Genomic DNA, 17,883 nt, shown 5'->3' on the forward strand with positions numbered 1-17,883 from the left:
CGCGGCCTGCCGTGGTGTCGTAGCGCTGGAAACCCAAGCCGCCCTCCCCGCGCTTGCGCGAATGGGCGGCGAACCGTGTCCAGAGGCGAAACCCCATGGCGTTCCGCGCGGTAGCCGCTTGCGAGGAACGCAACAATGAAGCGAATGCTGATCAACGCCACGCAGGCTGAAGAGCTGCGTGTTGCCATCGTGGATGGCCAGTCGTTGTATGACATCGACATCGAGCAGCCGTCGAAGGAACAGAAGAAGTCCAACATCTACAAGGGCCGGATCTTCCGCATCGAGCCCTCGCTGGAAGCGGCCTTCGTCGAATACGGTGGTGGCCGCCATGGCTTCCTGCCGCTGAAGGAAATCTCCCGCGATTACTTCCAGGCCGGTGTCGACCACAACAAGGCCGGCATCCGCGAACTGCTGAAGGAAGGCCAGGAGATCGTCGTCCAGGTCGACAAGGAAGAGCGTGGCAACAAGGGCGCCGCCCTGACCACGTTCATCTCGCTGGCCGGCCGTTACATGGTGCTGATGCCGAACTCGCCCAGCGCCGGCGGTGTCTCCCGTCGCATCGAGGGCGAAGATCGGGCCGCCCTGAAGGACGCCCTGGACAAGCTGAACATCCCCGACGAAATGGGCGTGATCATCCGTACCGCTGGCGTCGGCCGCGATGCGGAAGAGCTGCAGTGGGACCTGGACTACCTGCTCAACGTCTGGCGTGCCATCGCCGAAGCCGCGCTGAGCAAGCCGGCCCCGTTCCTGATCTACCAGGAATCGCGCCTGATCGTGCGTGCCCTGCGTGACTACCTGCGCGCCGACATCGGCGAGATCCTGGTGGACACCGAGGAGATGTACGAGCACGCCCGCGAGTTCATGCAGCAGGTGATGCCGCAGACCCTGCGCAAGCTCAAGCACTACAAGGACGACATCCCGCTGTTCAACCGCTTCCAGATCGAATCGCAGATCGAAGGCGCTTACGAGCGCAACGTACGCCTGCCGTCGGGCGGCTCGATCGTGGTCGACCAGACCGAAGCGCTGACTGCGGTTGACGTGAACTCCTCGCGCGCCACCAAGGGCAGCGACATCGAGGACACCGCGTTCCAGACCAACCTGGAAGCGGCCGAGGAAGTGGCCCGCCAGCTGCGCCTGCGCGACCTGGGTGGCCTGGTGGTCATCGATTTCATCGACATGGCCTCCAACAAGCACCAGCGCGAGGTCGAGAACCGTCTGGCCAACGCGCTGAAGTACGACCGCGCCCGCGTCCAGGTCGGCCGCATCTCGCGCTTCGGCCTGCTGGAAATGAGCCGCCAGCGCCTGCGCCCGAGCCTTGGCGAGTCCAGCCAGATCGTCTGCCCGCGTTGCGACGGCCACGGCCGCATGCGCAGCGTCGAGTCGCTGTCGCTGTCGATCATCCGCGTTGCCGAAGAGCATGCGATGAAGGAGAACACCGGGCAGGTGCTGGTGCAGGCCCCGGTGGAGATCGCCAACTACCTGCTGAACGAAAAGCGCAGCGCCCTGCGCGAGATCGAACAGCGCCACGAGGCGCCGATCGTGATCGTCGCCGACGAGCAGCTGCACACCCCGCACTACACCGTCACCCGCCTGCGCGAGAACGAGCTGGGTGAAGAGAGCAACAAGCCCAGCTACCAGCGCGGCACCCCGCGCAAGTTGCCGGTGCACGCGCTGACCAAGGGCCAGCTGAACATCCCGCCGCCGGCGGTGACCCAGGTCAAGCACACCTCCCCGGCCCCGGTGCGCGAGGAAGTGGAGCCGGCCGCAGCGGCCCCGGCCCCGGTCGTGGCAGCGCCGGTGGCGCCGGCCCCGAGCGGCGGCGTGATCGGTTGGCTCAAGCGCGTGTTCGGTGGCGAACCGGCCCCGCGCCGGCGCCGGTCGCGCCGGCAGGGCGTCAGTCGCAGGACGGTGGCCGCAAGGACCGCAACAAGGATCGCAACAAGGACCGCAAGGACCGTCGCGACGACAATCGTGGCAACGGCGGCAACGGCAACGCGCAGCAGCAGAAGGACGGCGGCAACCGCAAGGACCGTGGTGAGCAGCGCAAGGACGGCCGCAACGGCAATGCCCAGCAGCATCCGCAGCAGGGCAAGCAGAAGGAGTCGCAGCAGAAGGATGGCCAGCAGCAGCCGCAGCAGCAGAACAAGCCGCGCAACGAGCAGCAGGGCCAGAACCAGAACCAGCAGCAGCCGAAGCTGAAGCAGCCCAAGCAGCCGCGCCAGCAGCAGGACGGTGACAAGCCGGCCGAGAAGCCGCAGCGCGGTGCCGCCGAAGCACAGGCCGAGGCCGTGACCGCGGCAGCAGCCGTGGCCGCCACCGCCGTCGCCGCCAATGTGGTGACCGCGCAGGAAGCCACTGCACCGGTCGCCCCGGTTGCGCCGGTGGCCGCCGCTCCGGTGGACACTGCAGCACCGGTCGAGACCGGTGCCAACGCTGCCAGCGAGACCGAGGTGGTTGCGATTGCCGAAGAGGCTGCAACCGACGCCAATGGCGAGCAGGCAGGCGAAGGCGCGACGCGACGTCGTCGTGGCCGTCGTGGTGGCCGTCGTCGTCGTCGCGGGGGCGCCGAGAACGCCGCCGGCAGCGACGTCCTGGGCGATGACCAGGACGATGGTGACGACGGTGATGACGCCGACGGCGCCGAGCCGAACGTCGACAGCACTGCCGGCACTGCGCCGGTCGCTGCTGCGCAGCCGGCCCGTTCGCAGCCGGAGTTCGACTTCGATGACGAAGCCGAACCGACCGCTGCCGACGCCGCGAAGCCGGTCCGTGCTGCCGCCGCCGTTGCCGCGGCACCGCTCGCCGTAGTGAGCAGCGCCGTGGTCGAAGCCGCTGCCCCGGTCGTGGCTGAAGTACAGGCCCCGGTCGAAGCTGCTGCGAAGACTGAAACGGCGTCCTCGCCGGTGCAGACCAGCATGCTCGATGCCATCGACGCCGCGACCCCGGCCCAGCCGGTAGCCGCTGCCGCGCCGGCAATCGAAGCCATTGCACCGGTGACCGAAGCAAAGCCGGCCGCGGTTGAAGCAGCCCCGGTTGTTCAAGCAGCTTCGGTTGTTGAAGCTGCTCCGGTGATCGAAGCGAAGCCGGAGATTGTTGAAGCCGCTCCGGTGGTCGATGCCGAGCCGGTGGTCGTTGAGGCTGCGCCGGTGGTTGAAGCCAAGCCGGTCGTCGAGCCCGTCGTGGCCGCCGAGCAGCCGGTCGCTCCGGTGGCGGTGGAAGCCGCGCCGGTGGACGCTTCGGCCCCGGTCGCCGAAGCAGTGGTGACGCCGTCGATTGACCCGGTCGCCGATGGCCACACCGACGCTGCAGCCCAGGCTGCAGAAGCCAAGGCCGACGAAGAAGACGAAGAAGCCGCCAAGCGCACGCCGCCGGCGAACTGATCGCTCTTTGTCGCGTGAAAACCAAACGGCGGGGATCAATGATCCCCGCCGTTTTGTTTGTGCATCGGGCGCGTGCAGCGCTCTGGTAGCGGCCGACCCTGGACGGCGCCGTTGTTGGAGCGGACGCGGACACGCCCGTGCCAACCAAGGTTGGCACCCACCAGGGCACAACCCGCGCACGGTCACTGCTCTGGTAGAGGCCAACCTCGGTTGGCGCCGTTGTTGAAGCGGACGCGGACACGCCCGTGCCAACCAAGGTTGGCACCCACCAGGGCACAACCCGCGCACGGTCACTGCTCTGGTAGAGGCCAACCTTGGTTGGCGCCGTTGTTGGAGCGAACGCGGACACGCCCGTGCCAACCAAGGTTGGCAGCTACCAGGACATCAGCGCGCCGGTGCGAACTGCAACCGGGTCCACACGCCGTAGTGATCGGATGCCCAGCGACCGCTGTCGTCGGGCTGGTCGAACAGCAGCTTCGCCTCGCGTGCGACCATCTCGTCCTGCTGGAAGAAGATGTGGTCGATCCGCAAAGACGCTTGGTAGTAGTGACGATTGAGCGTACTGACCCCGGCCAGGTCGGTGTTGACATGCACGCTGCCGTAGCTGTCGCCGTAGTGGCTGCGCAGCTCGCTCAGGTCGCCTGCATCCACCAGTGCATTGAAGTCACCAGCGATCACCACCGGTGCGCCCGCCGACGTCGCGCTGATGAAGCGCAGCAGGTCCTCGACCTGGCTGCGACGGATGCGCTGCCCACTCTCATCACTGCGCTCGTTCAGATGCGTGGCGTAGACGTTCACCGGCGCGCCGTCGACGTCGATGCGCAGGTGAGCAACGGTGCGGTAGTCGTCCAACGGCTGCAGCAGATGATCCCCCTGGGCGAGGATCGGCCGCCGGGTCAGCAGCGCATTGCCGTAGCGCTTCGGTGCGCCCACCGGATCGGTAGACACGAACACGTACCTGTAGCCGAGTTGGCTGGCCAGCCATTGCGCCTGGTTGCGCACGTTGCGGCGCTGGATCACCTCCTGCAGGGCAACCGCATCCGGCTGCAGACGCTTGAGCTCGGCCAGGATGGTGCGGCGCCGGCTCGGCCAGTCTTCGCGGTCATGATGCAGGTTGAAGGTGACCATGCTCATGCCCGGCGCGCTGGCAACGTCGGCCGCCGCAGTCGTGGCAACCGGTTCGGCCGCCATCATCACGCCCGGCAATGCCAATGCCATTGCCAGCCCCAGGGCACGCACGGTCGTGCGCACCCTCTCCCCCTGCTGCTTCATCGTTACTGTCCCTTGCGCTCGGCGCGGCGCACCGCGTTCGGCACTTCGATCTCGACCCGCGCCGGCAGCTGGTGCACGTGCAGTTCCCTGTTGACCCACTCGGCGGCTTCGCCGTTGACCGTCGCCTCGCCCGGATCACCCGCGTACGGCCATGGCAGCACCACGCCACCGGCCGGTGGCACCAGGCCCGGCTGCACCTCCAGCACCAGCTGCTTGTCGCTGCGCTGCAGGCGGTAGTTGAGCTGGCCCTGCGGCGTACGCAGGCCCTGAACGGCGATGCCCTCGCCCTGCAGCCACGCGGTCGGTACACCGGCAGCCAGCACCAGCGCATCGTCCATGTCGCGGTTGTAGGCGAACATGTCCAGCGCCGAGCGCACGAAGTCCGAAGCCACCCAGGCATGCGGCAGGTCACCGACGAAGAACGGCTTGCGCGGCGTGCGCGAAACCACCTCGGCCCACTGGTTCCAGGCCTGCGGTGCGCGATCCTTGAAGAAGAACTCGGTGGCCTGCCAGGCGCGGTCGCGCCAGCCCAGGCGCACGAACGCGGCCACGTTGCGCCACTCGTACGGGGTGTAGTCCTTCCACTCGCGCTTGCCATCGCGACGCGCCACGAACTCCTTCCAGTAGCGATCGAAGGTAGCCTCCAGTGCCTGCTGCGGCAGCCTGCCCTGCTCACCGCCCGGCGCCAGCGCGATGGTGGTCGAGGTCGCGTCGAAGTCGCCCAGCTCGGCCGAGCCCGGCAGGTAATCGATCTTGTGCTGCTGCATCGCCGACAGCAGCGAGGCCTGCAGGTCAGCACGGAACTGGTCTCGCGATTCGGCCATCTGCATCGACTCGACCTTGCCCAGCTGGGTCGCCAGCAGCGCCGCGTCCTTGTAGCCGCGCAGCGCCCAGAAGTTGTCCCAGTACGAGTGCATCGGCTTGGCCGAATAGCCTTCGTGGCTGATCGAGGCCGGCATCATGCCGTAGAAGGCCGGATTGCGTGCGCGGTTCTCCTCGGTGCGCTCGCTGGACCGCAGCTGCTCCATGTAGCTGTAGGCGCCCTGCACGTGCGGCCACATCAGCTCGACGAAGGTACTGTCGCCGGTGTAGCGCCCGTATTCGGCAATGCTGTAGATCAGCTCGCCATGACTGTCGTTCTCCGGCACCGGGTCGCTGCCACGTGCATCGACACAGCACGGCACCTTGCCGTTCTCGAACTGGTAGGGCGCATACCAGTTGATGTAGTCGCGCACCGCATCGCTGCGGCCCATGCGCAGCAGGCCCTCGGAGATCATCGCGCCATCGCGTATCCAGCTGCGCGCATACGAGCGCGTGCCCGGCTGCAGGCGCGGCCCCACGCGCGAAATCAGCATGTGCGCGACTGCCGTACGCAGGGTGTCGACCAGCGGCTGGCCCGCAGCGGGCACCTGCAGCGAGACCACGCCCAGCTTCTGCCGCCACTGCTCGGCCACCTGCGCCTGCGCCTTGGCCACGTCCAGCGCCTGCGGCGCCCAGCCACCGGTCTGCGGCAGTACCACCGCCACCTCGCGGCTCTGGCCGGGCTCGAGCGTGATCGTATAGATCAACGCGCCCGACGCCATGCCGGTGTTGTCCTTCACTGCAGTGGTGGCCGGATACTTTCCGTCCGCCAGATGCATCGCATCGAGCTTGCCGTCGAACGTACTGGCAAAGCGTGCGTCCGGCACCTGCAGCGGGTAGATGCGCGGCTCACCGTTGACCCGCACCAGTTGCTCGCCCACGTCCAGTGCATCGATGCGGCTGAAGCCACCGACGGTGTTGAGGAACTGGGTGGGCGGATTGACCTGCCACGGACGGATCGCCAGTGCCAGGGTGTACTCGTGCGCGACCTTGTCCGGATTGCTCAGCCGGTAGCGGCCGATCAGCTGCGCGCGCTCCGGCGTGCCCTGCACGAAACTTGTCACCGCCAGGCCGGCCTTCTCATGCACCCAGTCGACGTTGGCGATCGGCAGGTAGTGATCCTGCAGCGACTGGGTGATGGCCACCTTCGACCAGTCCAGCAGCTTGCCGTCGAGGCGGATGAACGGTTCGATGCTGAAGCTGCCCTTGGCCGGCTCCAGTGCGCCGTCCTCACTGATCAACGCCTGTTCCTGGCCGCCATCAAGGCCCAGCAGAGTCCAGTACGGCTGTTCGCCCACGTAGGCACGCGGCAACGACCCGCGCGGCAGGTCGGCGGCCACCGAGGACAGGAACGCGTTCGGCGTGGCCGCGAAGGCCAGCGGCTTGAGCGCGATGTCACGGATGCCATAGCGCCAGTTCGGGCCATCCTGCAGATCGAAGCGCACGTAGCGCGCATCGGTGTCCGGCAGCGCAAGCCAGTCGCGGCCACCCGCACCGCTGGTGACTTCGCGCACGGTACGCCAGTCACGGCCGTCCTCGGAGGTGCGCACGGTGTAGCGACGCGCTTCCAGGTTCGGCAGCCAGTCGATCACCGCACCGCCGATCTCGCGGCTCTTGTGCAGGTCCAGGCTGATGGTCTGCTGCTTGACGCCACCGCTGATCCAGAACGTATCGCTCTTGCCGTCGATCATGCGGTCCTGCAGCGCGGTGGCGGTGTCGGCGATCACCGACGGCACCAGCGCCGAATCATCCTGCGGCGGCAGGCCCTGCAGGGTCAGCTTGTCGAAGCACACCGTGCCGCGGCCGCCGACCTTGCTGTAGATGGTGAATTCGACGGCGGCGCTGCGTGCCATCTCCTTCTCGGGCGAGGGCCCCCATGCCTTGTCGATCTGCCGACGCCGGTACTCGACCGGCGTCCATGCCTTGGGGAAGCTGTAGCCGGGACGGTTGACCCACCAGACGTTGTCGCCGCTGGCGTCGATCAGCTTGAACTGCAGGTCGTTGCCCGGTGAATCACCGCGCAGCTGGAAGCCGAAGCGGTAATTGACCGGGTACTCGACGTTCAGCGCACGACGGATGCCGACGTAGCCGGAGACATCGTGGAAGTCATAGTCCAGGCACAGCGCGCGGCCGCCACCGGCGCCACTGACCGGTCGCAGAGAACCACTGACCTGGTCGGACAGCACCAGCTTCCAGGCCGCGATGTCGTCGAAATCGTCCAGCACCTTCGGTGCCGGCAGCGCCGGAGGTGCGGCGATCGCCAGGGAGGTCCACAACAGGCCCAGTCCAACGGCGATCGCTCGCTTCATCCTTTGACGCTCCCCAACAACAGACCTTGGATGTAGTACCGCTGCAGCACCAGGAACAGCGCCAGCACCGGAACCACGGTGACCACCGCGCCGGCCATCATCATTTCCACGTCCATGATGTGCTCGCGCGAGAGGGTGGCCAGCGCCACCGGCAAAGTGTAGTGCTCCTGATCGGTCAGCACGATCAACGGCCACATGAAATCGTTCCATGCGCCCATGAAAGTGAAGATTGCCAGGGTCACCAGCACCGGCTTGAGCATCGGCAGCACGATCTGGAAGAAGATGCGCAGCTCCCCTGCCCCGTCGATGCGGGCCGCTTCCAGCAGTTCGTCCGGAATCGAACGCGCGTACTGGCGCACCAGGAAGATGCCGAACACGCTGGCCAGCGCCGGCACGATCACGCCGCCGAAGCTGTTGACCAGGCCCAGCTGCTTCATCAGCAGGAACAGCGGCAGCATCGCTACCTGTGCCGGGATCACCAGCGCCGCCATCAACACCTGGAACAGGCGCTCGCGGCCAACGAAGTTCAGCTTGGCGAAGGCGTAGCCGGCCATCGTGTTGAGCAGCAGCGAACCCAGGGTGATGCCGACCGACACCAGCAGGCTGTTGGCGAAGTTGCCGCCCATGCCGGTGCGCGCGAACAACTCATGGTAGTTGCGCGTGGTGATGCTGGACGGCAGCAGCGGCGGCGGGAAGTGGGTCGCCTCGCCCTGCGGCATGAACGAGACCGAGAGCATCCACAGCAACGGCGCCAGGCTGACCAGGGCCAGCACCAGCAACGCACCATTGATCAACCACGGGTACCAGCGCGACTGGCCGATTTCACGACTCATACCAACTGCCTCTTGCGGCCGAAACGCAGCATCACGGTGGTCACCGCCAGGATGATCAGGAACAGCAGGAACGCCACCGCGGAGGCGCGTCCCAGGTTCCACCACTTGAAGCCTTCCTCGAACATGAAATACAGCACGCTGACGGTACTCTGCAGTGGGTCGCCACGGGTCATCACGTAGGGCTCTGCGAACAGCTGGAAGTAGCCGGACACGGTGATCACGCCGACCACCAGCAGCACCGGGCCGAGCATCGGCAGGGTGATGTGCAGGAACTGCTTCCAGCGCGAGGCACCGTCGATGCGGGCGGCCTCGTACAGGTCATGCGGGATCGCCTGCAGGCCCGCCAGGAAGATCACCATGTTGTAGCCGAAGTTCTTCCACACCGCGAACAGCATGATGGTCGGCATCGCCCAGTTGGGATCGCCCAGCCAGTCGATCGGACTGATGCCCAGATGGCCCAGGCCGTAGTTCACCAGCCCGTAGCTGGTATGGAACAGGTAGCGCCAGATCACCGCCACCGCTACCAGCGTGGTCACCACCGGCGCGAACAGCGCGGTGCGGAACAGCGCCTTGAAGCGCGCGGCCGGTGCATTCAGCAGCATCGCTGCGCCCAGCGACACGCCAATCGACAACGGCACGCCGATCAACACGAAGTAAGTGGTATTCCACAACGACTTCCAGAACATCGGTGTCTGTAGCAGATCGATGTAGTTGCCCAGGCCGACAAAGCGCAGGTTGCTGCTGTCAGCCAAGGCATACAGGTCGAAGTCGGTCACGCTCAGCGCCAGCGCCGAAGCCACCGGCAGGCCGAAGAACACGCCCAGCACGATCAGCGAGGGACCGGCGAAGATCCAGCCGGCAAGCGAAGTACGTTTCATTGCACGCTCCCGGCGGCCACGGCACTGCTCGATTGCGGCGCCGGCACGCGCTGCTGCAGGCGTTGTTGTTCATGCATCCAGCGGCGCTTGGCCAGCACCTTGTCCACGCGCTGGTCCAGCTCTTCCACGGCCTGGTCCTGCGCCAGGCCACCGCGCACCACCTTCTCGGTGACGATGCGCATTTCCTGCACGATGCGCTCCCACTCAAGCACCTTCGGGGTCGGCTTGACCCGCTCCAGCTGGTCGCGGAACGCGGCCGCCAGCGGATCGTTGGCCAGCGACGGGGCACTCCAGGCGCTGCGGCGCGGCGGCAGGTCACCGATGATGGAATGGAAGCGGGCCTGGATGTCCGGGCGCGACAGGAACTCGATCAGCTTCCACGACGCTTCCTTCTGCTGCGACTTGCGGAAGATCACCAGGCTGGTCCCCGGCAATGCCGGCGCCCGGACCGTCCGGACCCGGCAGCGCGGCCGTGCCCCACTGCCCTTCCAGTTCCTTGGGCTGCAGCTTCTTGAACTCGCGGATGTTCCAGGGGCCGGAAATGTAGAACACGTTGAAGCCGCGGAAGAACTCATCCCAGACGTTGGAAATCTGCGTCTCGGACATCTTCGGCGCCCAGCCCTGCTCAAACATGTTGGCGTAGAAGGCCAACGTGCGGCGGAACCCCGGGCTGGCGAAATTGCCGCGGGTGTCATCGTCGCGCAGCAGCGGATCGGGCTGCTGCAGCGCCAGCGACAACTGCTGCTCGAACTCGTTGATCGGCATCAGCACCGCATAGCGGTTCGGGCCCTGCATGCGCTTGATCGCCGCCATCTGTTCGTCCCACTCCGCCCACGTGCGCGGCGGGTGGTCGTAGCCGGCCTTGGCCAGCAGATCCTTGCGGTAGTAGATCAGACGCGTGTCGACATACCACGGCACGCCGACCAGCTCGCCATGGATCACATTGGTATCCCAGATGCCCTGGAAGTAGTCCTTCGGGTCGACCACGGCCGAACGCTGCACGAACGGCTGCAGCGGGGTCAGCGCATCCAGCTCGGCGAACTCCGGCACCCAGGTGTTGCCGAGCTGGCACACGTCCGGCAGGCCGTCGGCGGCGAACGCGGTCAGCAGCTTTTCGTGCGCAGCGGTCCACGGGATGTTCTGCACATCCACCTTGATGCCCGGGTTCTCGGCTTCGAACTCATGGATCAGTTCGCTGACCACCTCGGCTTCGCGGCCCATCGCCCAGAAGCGCACGGTGGTGGTGCCCGGTTCGGTGCGGGCGCAGCCGGCCACGGCCAGTGCGGCCAGGGCTGGCAGTGTCCAGCGGCGCAGACGGTCGATCCAGTTCGGCATCGGGTTACTTGCCCTGGCCTGTGTTGCGGTTGGCATTGTTCTTCTGTTCCTGCGCGGCAGCCGCGCGTGATTCGGCGATACCCACCGCGCGTGCCGCTGCGGCCTTTTCGTCTTTCTGCAGTTCCAGCGGCTGGAACGAACCTTCCGGCGCCAGCCAGCCACCACTGAACCCCGCCCGCTCCAGGCCCTTGCGGATGTACGGATTCTTCTTCATCACTTCCCAGACGAAGTCATTGCGGTAGTTGGCGATCATGGTCAGGATCGGCCCCTGGTCGATGGCGATGTAGTCGCTGGCGACCCAGCCACGATCCGGAACCACGCGGCCGGTCTTGATCGGGATGTCGTAGTTGAAGCTGGGATTGAACGAATCCAGGAAGCCGTAGCTGGAATAGATGTAATCGCCGTAGCGCTTGTGCATCTCCAGCGTGGCCGGGATCACCTGTTCCGGCGCGAACACCACCGACGCGATCGCGGCAGTGGGGGCGATGGTGCCGTCATCGAAATTCTCGCGCAGGCCAGCGCCGCGTGAAGAGTAATGGCGGAACTGGCGCTGCTCGCCGCGATAGTCCTGGGTGGTGTTCTGTGGTCCGTCGCTGGCGGTCAAACCCCACACGTTTTCGCCGTACTCCTTCCACTGCATCGGATTGGCGATGGCATACTCGCGCTGGGCCAGGGCGGCCGAGCGGCTGTTGAGGAAGTAGGTGCTGCCACGCTCGCGCATGTACGCGTCCTGGATGTCGCGGAAGTCGATCCAGACATGGCTGTACTGATGGCCGAACAGCGGGCCGAAGGACAGGTACTCCTGGCCTTGGTAGACGCCCCAGTCGTTGTCATAGGTACGCGTCCACACCGTCCACGCATCCGGGCTGACCGGGTGCGTCGGCGAACCCAGGGCGAGGATGTAGACCATCATCGCCTCGTTGTAGCCCATCCAGTCGTGGTCGATGAAGCCGCTCTCGGGGAACCAGCCCATCGAGATCAGCGGCGCGCGCTGCTGCAACCATGGCCAGTCGACCTTCTTGTACAACATATCGGCGATCTGGCGGATTTCCTTCTCGCGCGGATCGTCACCGTCGTAGTACGACTGCGCGAATAGCACGCCCATCATCAGCAGCGCGGTATCCACCGAGGACAGCTCGACCCAGCTGTCGTAGCGGCGGCCTTCCTGCATGTCCAGGAAGTGGTAGTAGAAGCCCTTGTAGCCGGCCTTGCCGGTGCGCTGCGGGCCCATCGGCACGTCGCGGAAGAACTTCAGGGTGGTCAGGGTGCGGTCGATCGCCTGGTTGCGGCTGACCCAGCCGTTCTCGATGCCGATCGGATAGGCGGTCAGCGCGAAGCCGACCGAGGCGATGCTGGCGAACGGCCGCGACGGGTAGCGGTCCGGGGTCAGGCCGTTGATCTCGTTGGTGGTGTCCCAGAAGAACTGGAAAGTACGGCGCTCGATGTCATCGAACAGCGGCGGCAGCTCCGGCTTCATCGGCCGCGGCGGTGCATCGGCCTCGATCAGGATCACCGGCGGCCGCGGCTTGGCAGGCTCCTGCTGGGCCGGCTGGCAGGCAGCAGCAGCCAGGCTCAACGCCGCGGCGGACAACAGATGGCGTGCCTGCATGGCGCGATTCCTCCGGTGGTCTGATCGATGGGAAAGCATAACGTCCAATGATCTGAAATCGTTTACAAGCTGCGTTCAAAAAAAAACCACGAAAAACGTGGTTTGACACCGCGATCATTGCCCACGCCGCTGCCCCCTGCCCGGCAGCGGCGTGGGCAATGGACCGGCACGAAGCCGGCCATTGCCGTTTTCACGCGACCGATGCCGCCGGCGGAGCGGCGGCATCGGGTCGTGCATCTACACCCGGGCTTAGAAGCGGAAGCCCACTTCGGCCTTGATCTGACGCGGCGTACCGATGATGTCGCCGGTCTCGTTGTAGCTGGCCTGCAGCTTGCCGTTGGTCTTGACGTAGTTGTAGGTGGAGAAGTTGTCGAAGTTGAAGACGTTGATGATGTCGATACGTGCGTACAGCTCGGTATCGCCCGGCATCTTGAACGTCTTCGTCGCCTGCAGGTCGACCGAACGGTAGCCGAAGATCTTGCCGCCCACCAGGAACTTGCCGGTGGCGTTGGGCACGGCCGCCTGCGGCGTCGGCAGGGTGTAGCCGCTGGCCTGCATCACCGGGTACCAGTCGTTGACGGCGGTCGGGGTGGCCAGGGTGATCTTGCCGCCGAAGGTGATGCCCCAGAAGCCCGCGTACGAACCGGTCACCACCAGGCGGTGGCGCGGTGCGCCGTTGGAGCGGATGGTCGGATAGTCGCCGATCAGACCGCGGTCAAACGCGTACTTCTCGTTGATGTCGCGATTGTGGCGGGCGGTGGTCCAGGTATAGGCGATGGAGGTACCCCAGCCGCTTTCCTTGGTGAACGGCTTCTGCGCCGACAGCAGCACCTGGGTGGCACGGGTCTTGATGCCCTGCTGGCCGATGATCAGGCTGCCGAAGCCCGGCACGTTGCAGCTCCACGCCTGGCTCAGGCCCGGGTCGGTGCCACCGCACAGGCGCGGGTCATCGAAGAACTGGCCGGTCGGGTAACGGTTGCCCAGGGTGAAGGCGAAACCGTCGTAGCTCAGGGTGCGAGCGATGGTGGCGTCGGTCAGCCACTCGCCGATCCGGTTGCTCATGCCCAGGCTGAACTGGTCCGAGTACGGCGCCTTCAGCTTGTTGTTCAGCAGGTCCACTTCCAGACCGGCATTGCTGGTCGCGCCGACCAGGGACTGCAGGTTGCCGATGCCGTTGAGCAGGTTCGGGTTCCAGTCATAGCAGGCGGCCTGGCCGTTGATGCAGGTGCCGGTGGCCGGGTTGCGGAAGTAGATGGTCGGCTGCGGCAAAGCCAGCTTGGTGGTTTCCAGCTGCAGGTTGTCGAACAGGTCGCGGTCGTAGGACCGGCCGGCACCGCCGTGGATCACGTGCTGCTCGTCGGCATTGATGTCATACGAGAAGCCCAGGCGCGGCTGCCAGGCATCCTTGAACGCCTTGCGGTTGTGACCGTTGCTGATGTAGTCGCTGATGTCCAGGCCACCCAGTGCCAGCGAATCGGCGTAGGTCTGGCCGGCGGGCGCACGCGGATCCTGCGAATAGATGGCGTCGACCACCTGCTGCGGGGTGACGAAATTCAGGTAGGTCGGGGTCTTTTCGTAGTCCCAGCGCAGGCCGATGTTCAGCTGCAGGTGGTCGTTGACCTGCCAGTCGTCCTGGATGAACACACCGTACTGCTTGGACTTCGAACGCACTTCGCCGGACACGCCCGACACGCCGGTCACCGGCTTGACGAACTGCGCCTTGTACGGAATCGAATCCGGGAAGTCCGGGTCTCCCAGGGAATAGGTGAAGGTCGGGTTGATCTGCGCCGCGTCGGAAGCGTACAGGTCGATCTGCTTGTACTTCACGCCCATCTTGATGGTGTGGTCACCGGCCCACTGGATGCCATCCAGGGTCAGGTTGTCTTCGATCGACCAGCCCTTCTGGCCCTTCACCTGCGAATCCAGAGCCGATGCACCGCCGATCTTCACCACGGTGCGGTCTTCGGGACCGTCCGGCGCGGTGTAGGTGATGCCGTTGGCCAGGGTCAGCGGGGTCGGATTGTTGAACGAATCCTCGTGGGTGACCATCAATTCGTTGTAGTAACGCTCACCGCTGTGGTTCCAGCGCAGGGCGTAGCGACGGTCGGTATTGACCACTTCGCGCCCGGCCTGCGGCGAGGTCTGGCCACTGAACTGCGACTGGGTTTCGTCGCGGTCCTGGAAGGTCAGTTCAATGCGATCGTTGTCGGTCGGCTCGAAGTCGATCTTGCCGAAGATCAGATCCTGCTGGAACGGCTGGCTGGCCGGGCCGAGGCCGGCGGCGCCGGCCGGCGGCAGCAGGCCCGCAGCGCCGGTGACCGCGCCGTCCGGCGCGATGGTGACCGGCAGATCGAAGCGCTTGGCTTCGTAGGTGACAAAGAAGTGCGCCTTGTCCTGGATGATCGGGCCGCCCAGGGCGAAGCCGTATTCCTTCTCGGCCGAGACCATCTTGTCCTTGCCGCCCTGACGCTCGGCCGGGGTCTTGGCACGCATGTCCTCATCGGTGTAGCGGTAGAACGCCTCACCCTTGAACTCATTGGTACCGGACTTGGTCGCAGCAGTCACTGCGGCGCTCGACACCTGGCCATACTCGGCCTTGTAGTTGCCGCTGATGACCTTGTATTCACCGATGGCCAGCTGCGGGAACGGGTTGCCGGCGCTGCCGGACTGGCCGGCCACGCCGCCACCCTTGACGTAGCTCTTCTGGCCCACGCCGTCGATGTACACATTGGTGCCATCGGCATTGGTGGCACCGCCGCGCAGCGAGGTATTGCCCTTGGCGTCACGGGTGAAGATCAGGCCCGGCACCGCGTCGGCGAACTCCAGGAAGTTGCGCGAGACCTGCGGGGTGGTCTGGATCTGCTGCAGGCTGACGGTCTTGCCGACTTCGGAGGTGCGCACTTCCTGCAGCAGGGTCGGCGCGACGACGTTGACAGTGTCCAGGTTGGTGGCCGCGGTCGAACCCGGGGTGCTGCTGGCAGCGCCGGCAAAGTTCAGCGTAGCGGTCGAGGCCACGGTGACGGTGACCTTCTGCGACTGGCCGTTGGCAACCACGTCGTAGGTGCCCGGGTCCAGGCCCATCAGCGAGTAGCTGCCATCGGCACGCACGGTGCCGCGACGGACGGTACCGGTGGCCACGTTGGTGGCGGTGACTTCGGCGCCGGCCTGGGCGCCGGAAACCTGGCCGCGCAGGCTGGCGTTGGCCGACTGCGCCATGACGTTCGGAGCGGCGGCCAGCATCAGGCAGCTGACCAGTGCGGTGCTCAGCAGCCGGCGTGCCGGCGTGCGGAAGGTGGTGTGCATCATCAACTCAATCTCCGGGTGGCGGTAACCGCTTGCGCGGTACCTGCGATCAATCAAAAAAGAAGGAACGCCTCTGGCTTCAATGGCCCGATGGCGGAGTGGTGGAATCGCGAACTATCAAGCGGGGAACCAGGGTCTGCTTGTCCCCTGTCCCGTCCGTGGAGGTGCCGTCCATCAACTGCAGCAGGCGCGTCATGGCCCGGTCGCCGAGCTCGGCGATGCTGACCTGCATGGTGGTCAGCGACGGGTGGACGAAACGCGCCAGTGGAATGTCATCGAAACCCGCCAGGGCGACATCGGCCGGAACACGGACCCCTGCCTGCGTGAACGCATACAGGCAGCCCAGGGCCATCATGTCGTTGGCGGCGAACACGGCATCGGGCAGCGCTCCGGCTGCCAGCAACTCCTGACCGGCGCGATGGCCGGAAGCTTCGTCGAAATCACCGGGCAGCTCGATGCCCTCGGCGCCACTGCCAAAAGCCACCAGCGCGTCACGGAAGCCGCGCAGGCGCTCGCGCGCGTCGAAGTTGAGGTCCGGGCCAGAAATGAATGCAATGCGGCGGTGGCCGGCGTCCAGCAGGTGGCGGGTCATCGCCATCGCACCGGCATGGTCGTCAATGCTCAGCACCGGGTGGTCCTGCCCGGGCAGATAGGTGTTGATCAACACCGTCGGCAACGACTGCGGCAGGTTGTCGGTCAGGAAACCGGGGCTCTCGGCATAGGGCGAGAGCACCAGCAGGCCGTCGACGCGACCGCGCATGGCGCGCAGGGCCGCGCCCTGCTGTTCCTGGTCGCCGTGATAGCTGGACACCAGCAGGTGCTGGCGGCGGCTACGGGCGACGTTGTCGATGCCACGCATCAGCTCGGAGAAGAACTCGCCGTACAGATCCGGCAGCACCACGCCCACCGTATTGGTGCGGCGGCTGCTCAGGCTGCGGGCGGCGGCGTGCGGGGTGTAACGCAGCCGTGCGGCGACCTCCAGCACAAGCTGGCGGACCGGTTCGGCGACATTTTCATGCCCGTTGAGCGCGCGGGAAACCGTGGCCACGGAGACCCGGGCTTCGCGAGCGACGTCTTTGATTGTGATAGCTGCCTTGTTCACGAAGCCGCCCTCCACGGCTTGGACCTACCAGCATTGGCGCGGAATGTAAGCGTTTCCATCTGGGCTTGTAAACAGTCCGTTAGGCGAATGTCCCGAAATGGACATGAAAATCTGTCCGTGGCGAGGCCCGTGCGGACCGGCCGGGACAGTGCGGGACAAGGGCTCAGCCCTGTTCTGACGGGGTATGTGCGCGGATGGACAGCGCGTGGATATCGGTCTCCATCATCGACCCCAGTGCGGCGTACACCGCGCGATGCCGGGCCAGCGGGCCCAGTCCGGCGAAGCGTTCACTGACCACATGCACGTTGAAATGGCCGCGACCGTCGCGCGCACCGGCGTGGCCGGCATGCCGATGGCTGTCGTCTTCGATTTCCAGCACGCTGGGGACCAGCGCCTGTTGCAGCGCATCACGCATTCGCGAGATCCGTTCCGCGTTCACGGCAGCACCTTGCGGAACGGACGCACCTGTACGCGGGTGTAGACGCCGGCCGCAACGTAAGGGTCGGCGTCGGCCCAGGCCTGGGCCTGCAGCAGCGATTCGAACTGCGCGATCACCACCGAACCGCTGAAACCGGCCGGGCCGGGGTCTTCACTGTCCACCGCCGGGCACGGCCCGGCCAGCAGCAGGCGGCCTTCGTCACGCAGCGCGTGCAGCCGCGCCAGGTGCTCCGGCCGCGCCTGCAGCCGCTGCGCCAGCACATCCTGGCCGTCATAGCCTTCAATCACATACCACACGGCATTTCCTCGCTTGCGTTGTCGGGTGCGCAGATTCTAGCCAATGCGGCCCCCGCCCCGGCCCGGCTGGACACTGGCGCGACAAAGGCTTACCCTAGGCTCCATTGCACGTGGCTGGATGCAGCAGCCCGTCGGTTTTTGCGGCCAACGCAGCCCCCGACGACCGTCCCGCTGCTTCAAACCGGTCCACCTGGCCGGGCCACGTAGACGACCTCCCCGTAGTTCCGTCGCTGCCGTTTCCTGCGGCGCGTCCTGCTGTTTGATAT

General features: G+C 65.9%; 9 protein-coding genes and 2 pseudogenes. 1 reads left to right on the plus strand and 10 read right to left on the minus strand.

From position 1 onward, the window contains the following. Nucleotides 1-135 precede the first annotated feature (135 nt). Nucleotides 136-3,380 (plus strand): annotated as a pseudogene (locus tag FQS62_RS15010) (Rne/Rng family ribonuclease). A gap of 384 nt (nucleotides 3,381-3,764) precedes the next feature. Here FQS62_RS15010 and FQS62_RS15015 read toward each other — a convergent pair. From FQS62_RS15015 to FQS62_RS15060, 10 genes and pseudogenes are all read right to left on the minus strand, one after another. Beyond that, nucleotides 3,765-4,652: an endonuclease/exonuclease/phosphatase family protein gene (locus FQS62_RS15015; RefSeq protein ID WP_208042999.1), complete on the minus strand. Its 888-nt coding sequence runs from the start codon at nucleotides 4,650-4,652 to the stop codon at nucleotides 3,765-3,767. 2 nt (nucleotides 4,653-4,654) lie between these two features. Continuing rightward, on the minus strand, nucleotides 4,655-7,822 hold the full coding sequence (locus FQS62_RS15020) for a discoidin domain-containing protein (protein ID WP_208043000.1): 3,168 nt from the start codon (nucleotides 7,820-7,822) through the stop codon (nucleotides 4,655-4,657). Further along, nucleotides 7,819-8,655 (minus strand): carbohydrate ABC transporter permease, encoded by an 837-nt coding sequence (locus FQS62_RS15025; protein ID WP_006378064.1) that lies wholly within the window; start codon nucleotides 8,653-8,655, stop codon nucleotides 7,819-7,821. Before FQS62_RS15025 ends, FQS62_RS15020 begins: the two co-directional genes overlap by 4 nt. Beyond that, nucleotides 8,652-9,533, minus strand: a complete 882-nt coding sequence (locus FQS62_RS15030; RefSeq protein WP_005410323.1) for a carbohydrate ABC transporter permease — start codon at nucleotides 9,531-9,533, stop codon at nucleotides 8,652-8,654. Before FQS62_RS15030 ends, FQS62_RS15025 begins: the two co-directional genes overlap by 4 nt. Next, nucleotides 9,530-10,868: pseudogene (locus FQS62_RS15035) on the minus strand (sugar ABC transporter substrate-binding protein). The gene FQS62_RS15030 and the pseudogene FQS62_RS15035 overlap by 4 nt, the downstream one beginning before the upstream one ends. A 4-nt stretch (nucleotides 10,869-10,872) precedes the next feature. Continuing rightward, entirely contained in the window at nucleotides 10,873-12,477 is a 1,605-nt protein-coding gene (locus FQS62_RS15040; protein ID WP_107379899.1) for a glucoamylase family protein, read from the minus strand. A 249-nt stretch (nucleotides 12,478-12,726) separates the two neighbouring features. After that, nucleotides 12,727-15,783, minus strand: coding sequence for a TonB-dependent receptor (locus tag FQS62_RS15045; RefSeq protein WP_049447375.1), 3,057 nt, complete (start codon nucleotides 15,781-15,783; stop codon nucleotides 12,727-12,729). A 76-nt stretch (nucleotides 15,784-15,859) separates the two neighbouring features. Beyond that, complete coding sequence (locus FQS62_RS15050) at nucleotides 15,860-16,897, minus strand: LacI family DNA-binding transcriptional regulator (RefSeq protein WP_049447374.1); 1,038 nt, start codon at nucleotides 16,895-16,897, stop codon at nucleotides 15,860-15,862. 148 nt (nucleotides 16,898-17,045) lie between these two features. Beyond that, nucleotides 17,046-17,297 (minus strand): BolA family protein, encoded by a 252-nt coding sequence (locus FQS62_RS15055; protein WP_057500212.1) that lies wholly within the window; start codon nucleotides 17,295-17,297, stop codon nucleotides 17,046-17,048. A 20-nt stretch (nucleotides 17,298-17,317) separates the two neighbouring features. Beyond that, nucleotides 17,318-17,617 carry a YciI family protein gene (locus FQS62_RS15060; RefSeq protein WP_032129789.1) on the minus strand — a complete coding sequence of 100 codons (300 nt, stop codon included), beginning with the start codon at nucleotides 17,615-17,617 and terminating at the stop codon, nucleotides 17,318-17,320. Between the last annotated feature and the right edge of the window lie 266 nt (nucleotides 17,618-17,883).

This window comes from Stenotrophomonas sp. SBJS02 (assembly GCF_020428325.2).
Classification (GTDB): Bacteria; Pseudomonadota; Gammaproteobacteria; order Xanthomonadales; family Xanthomonadaceae; genus Stenotrophomonas; species Stenotrophomonas africana.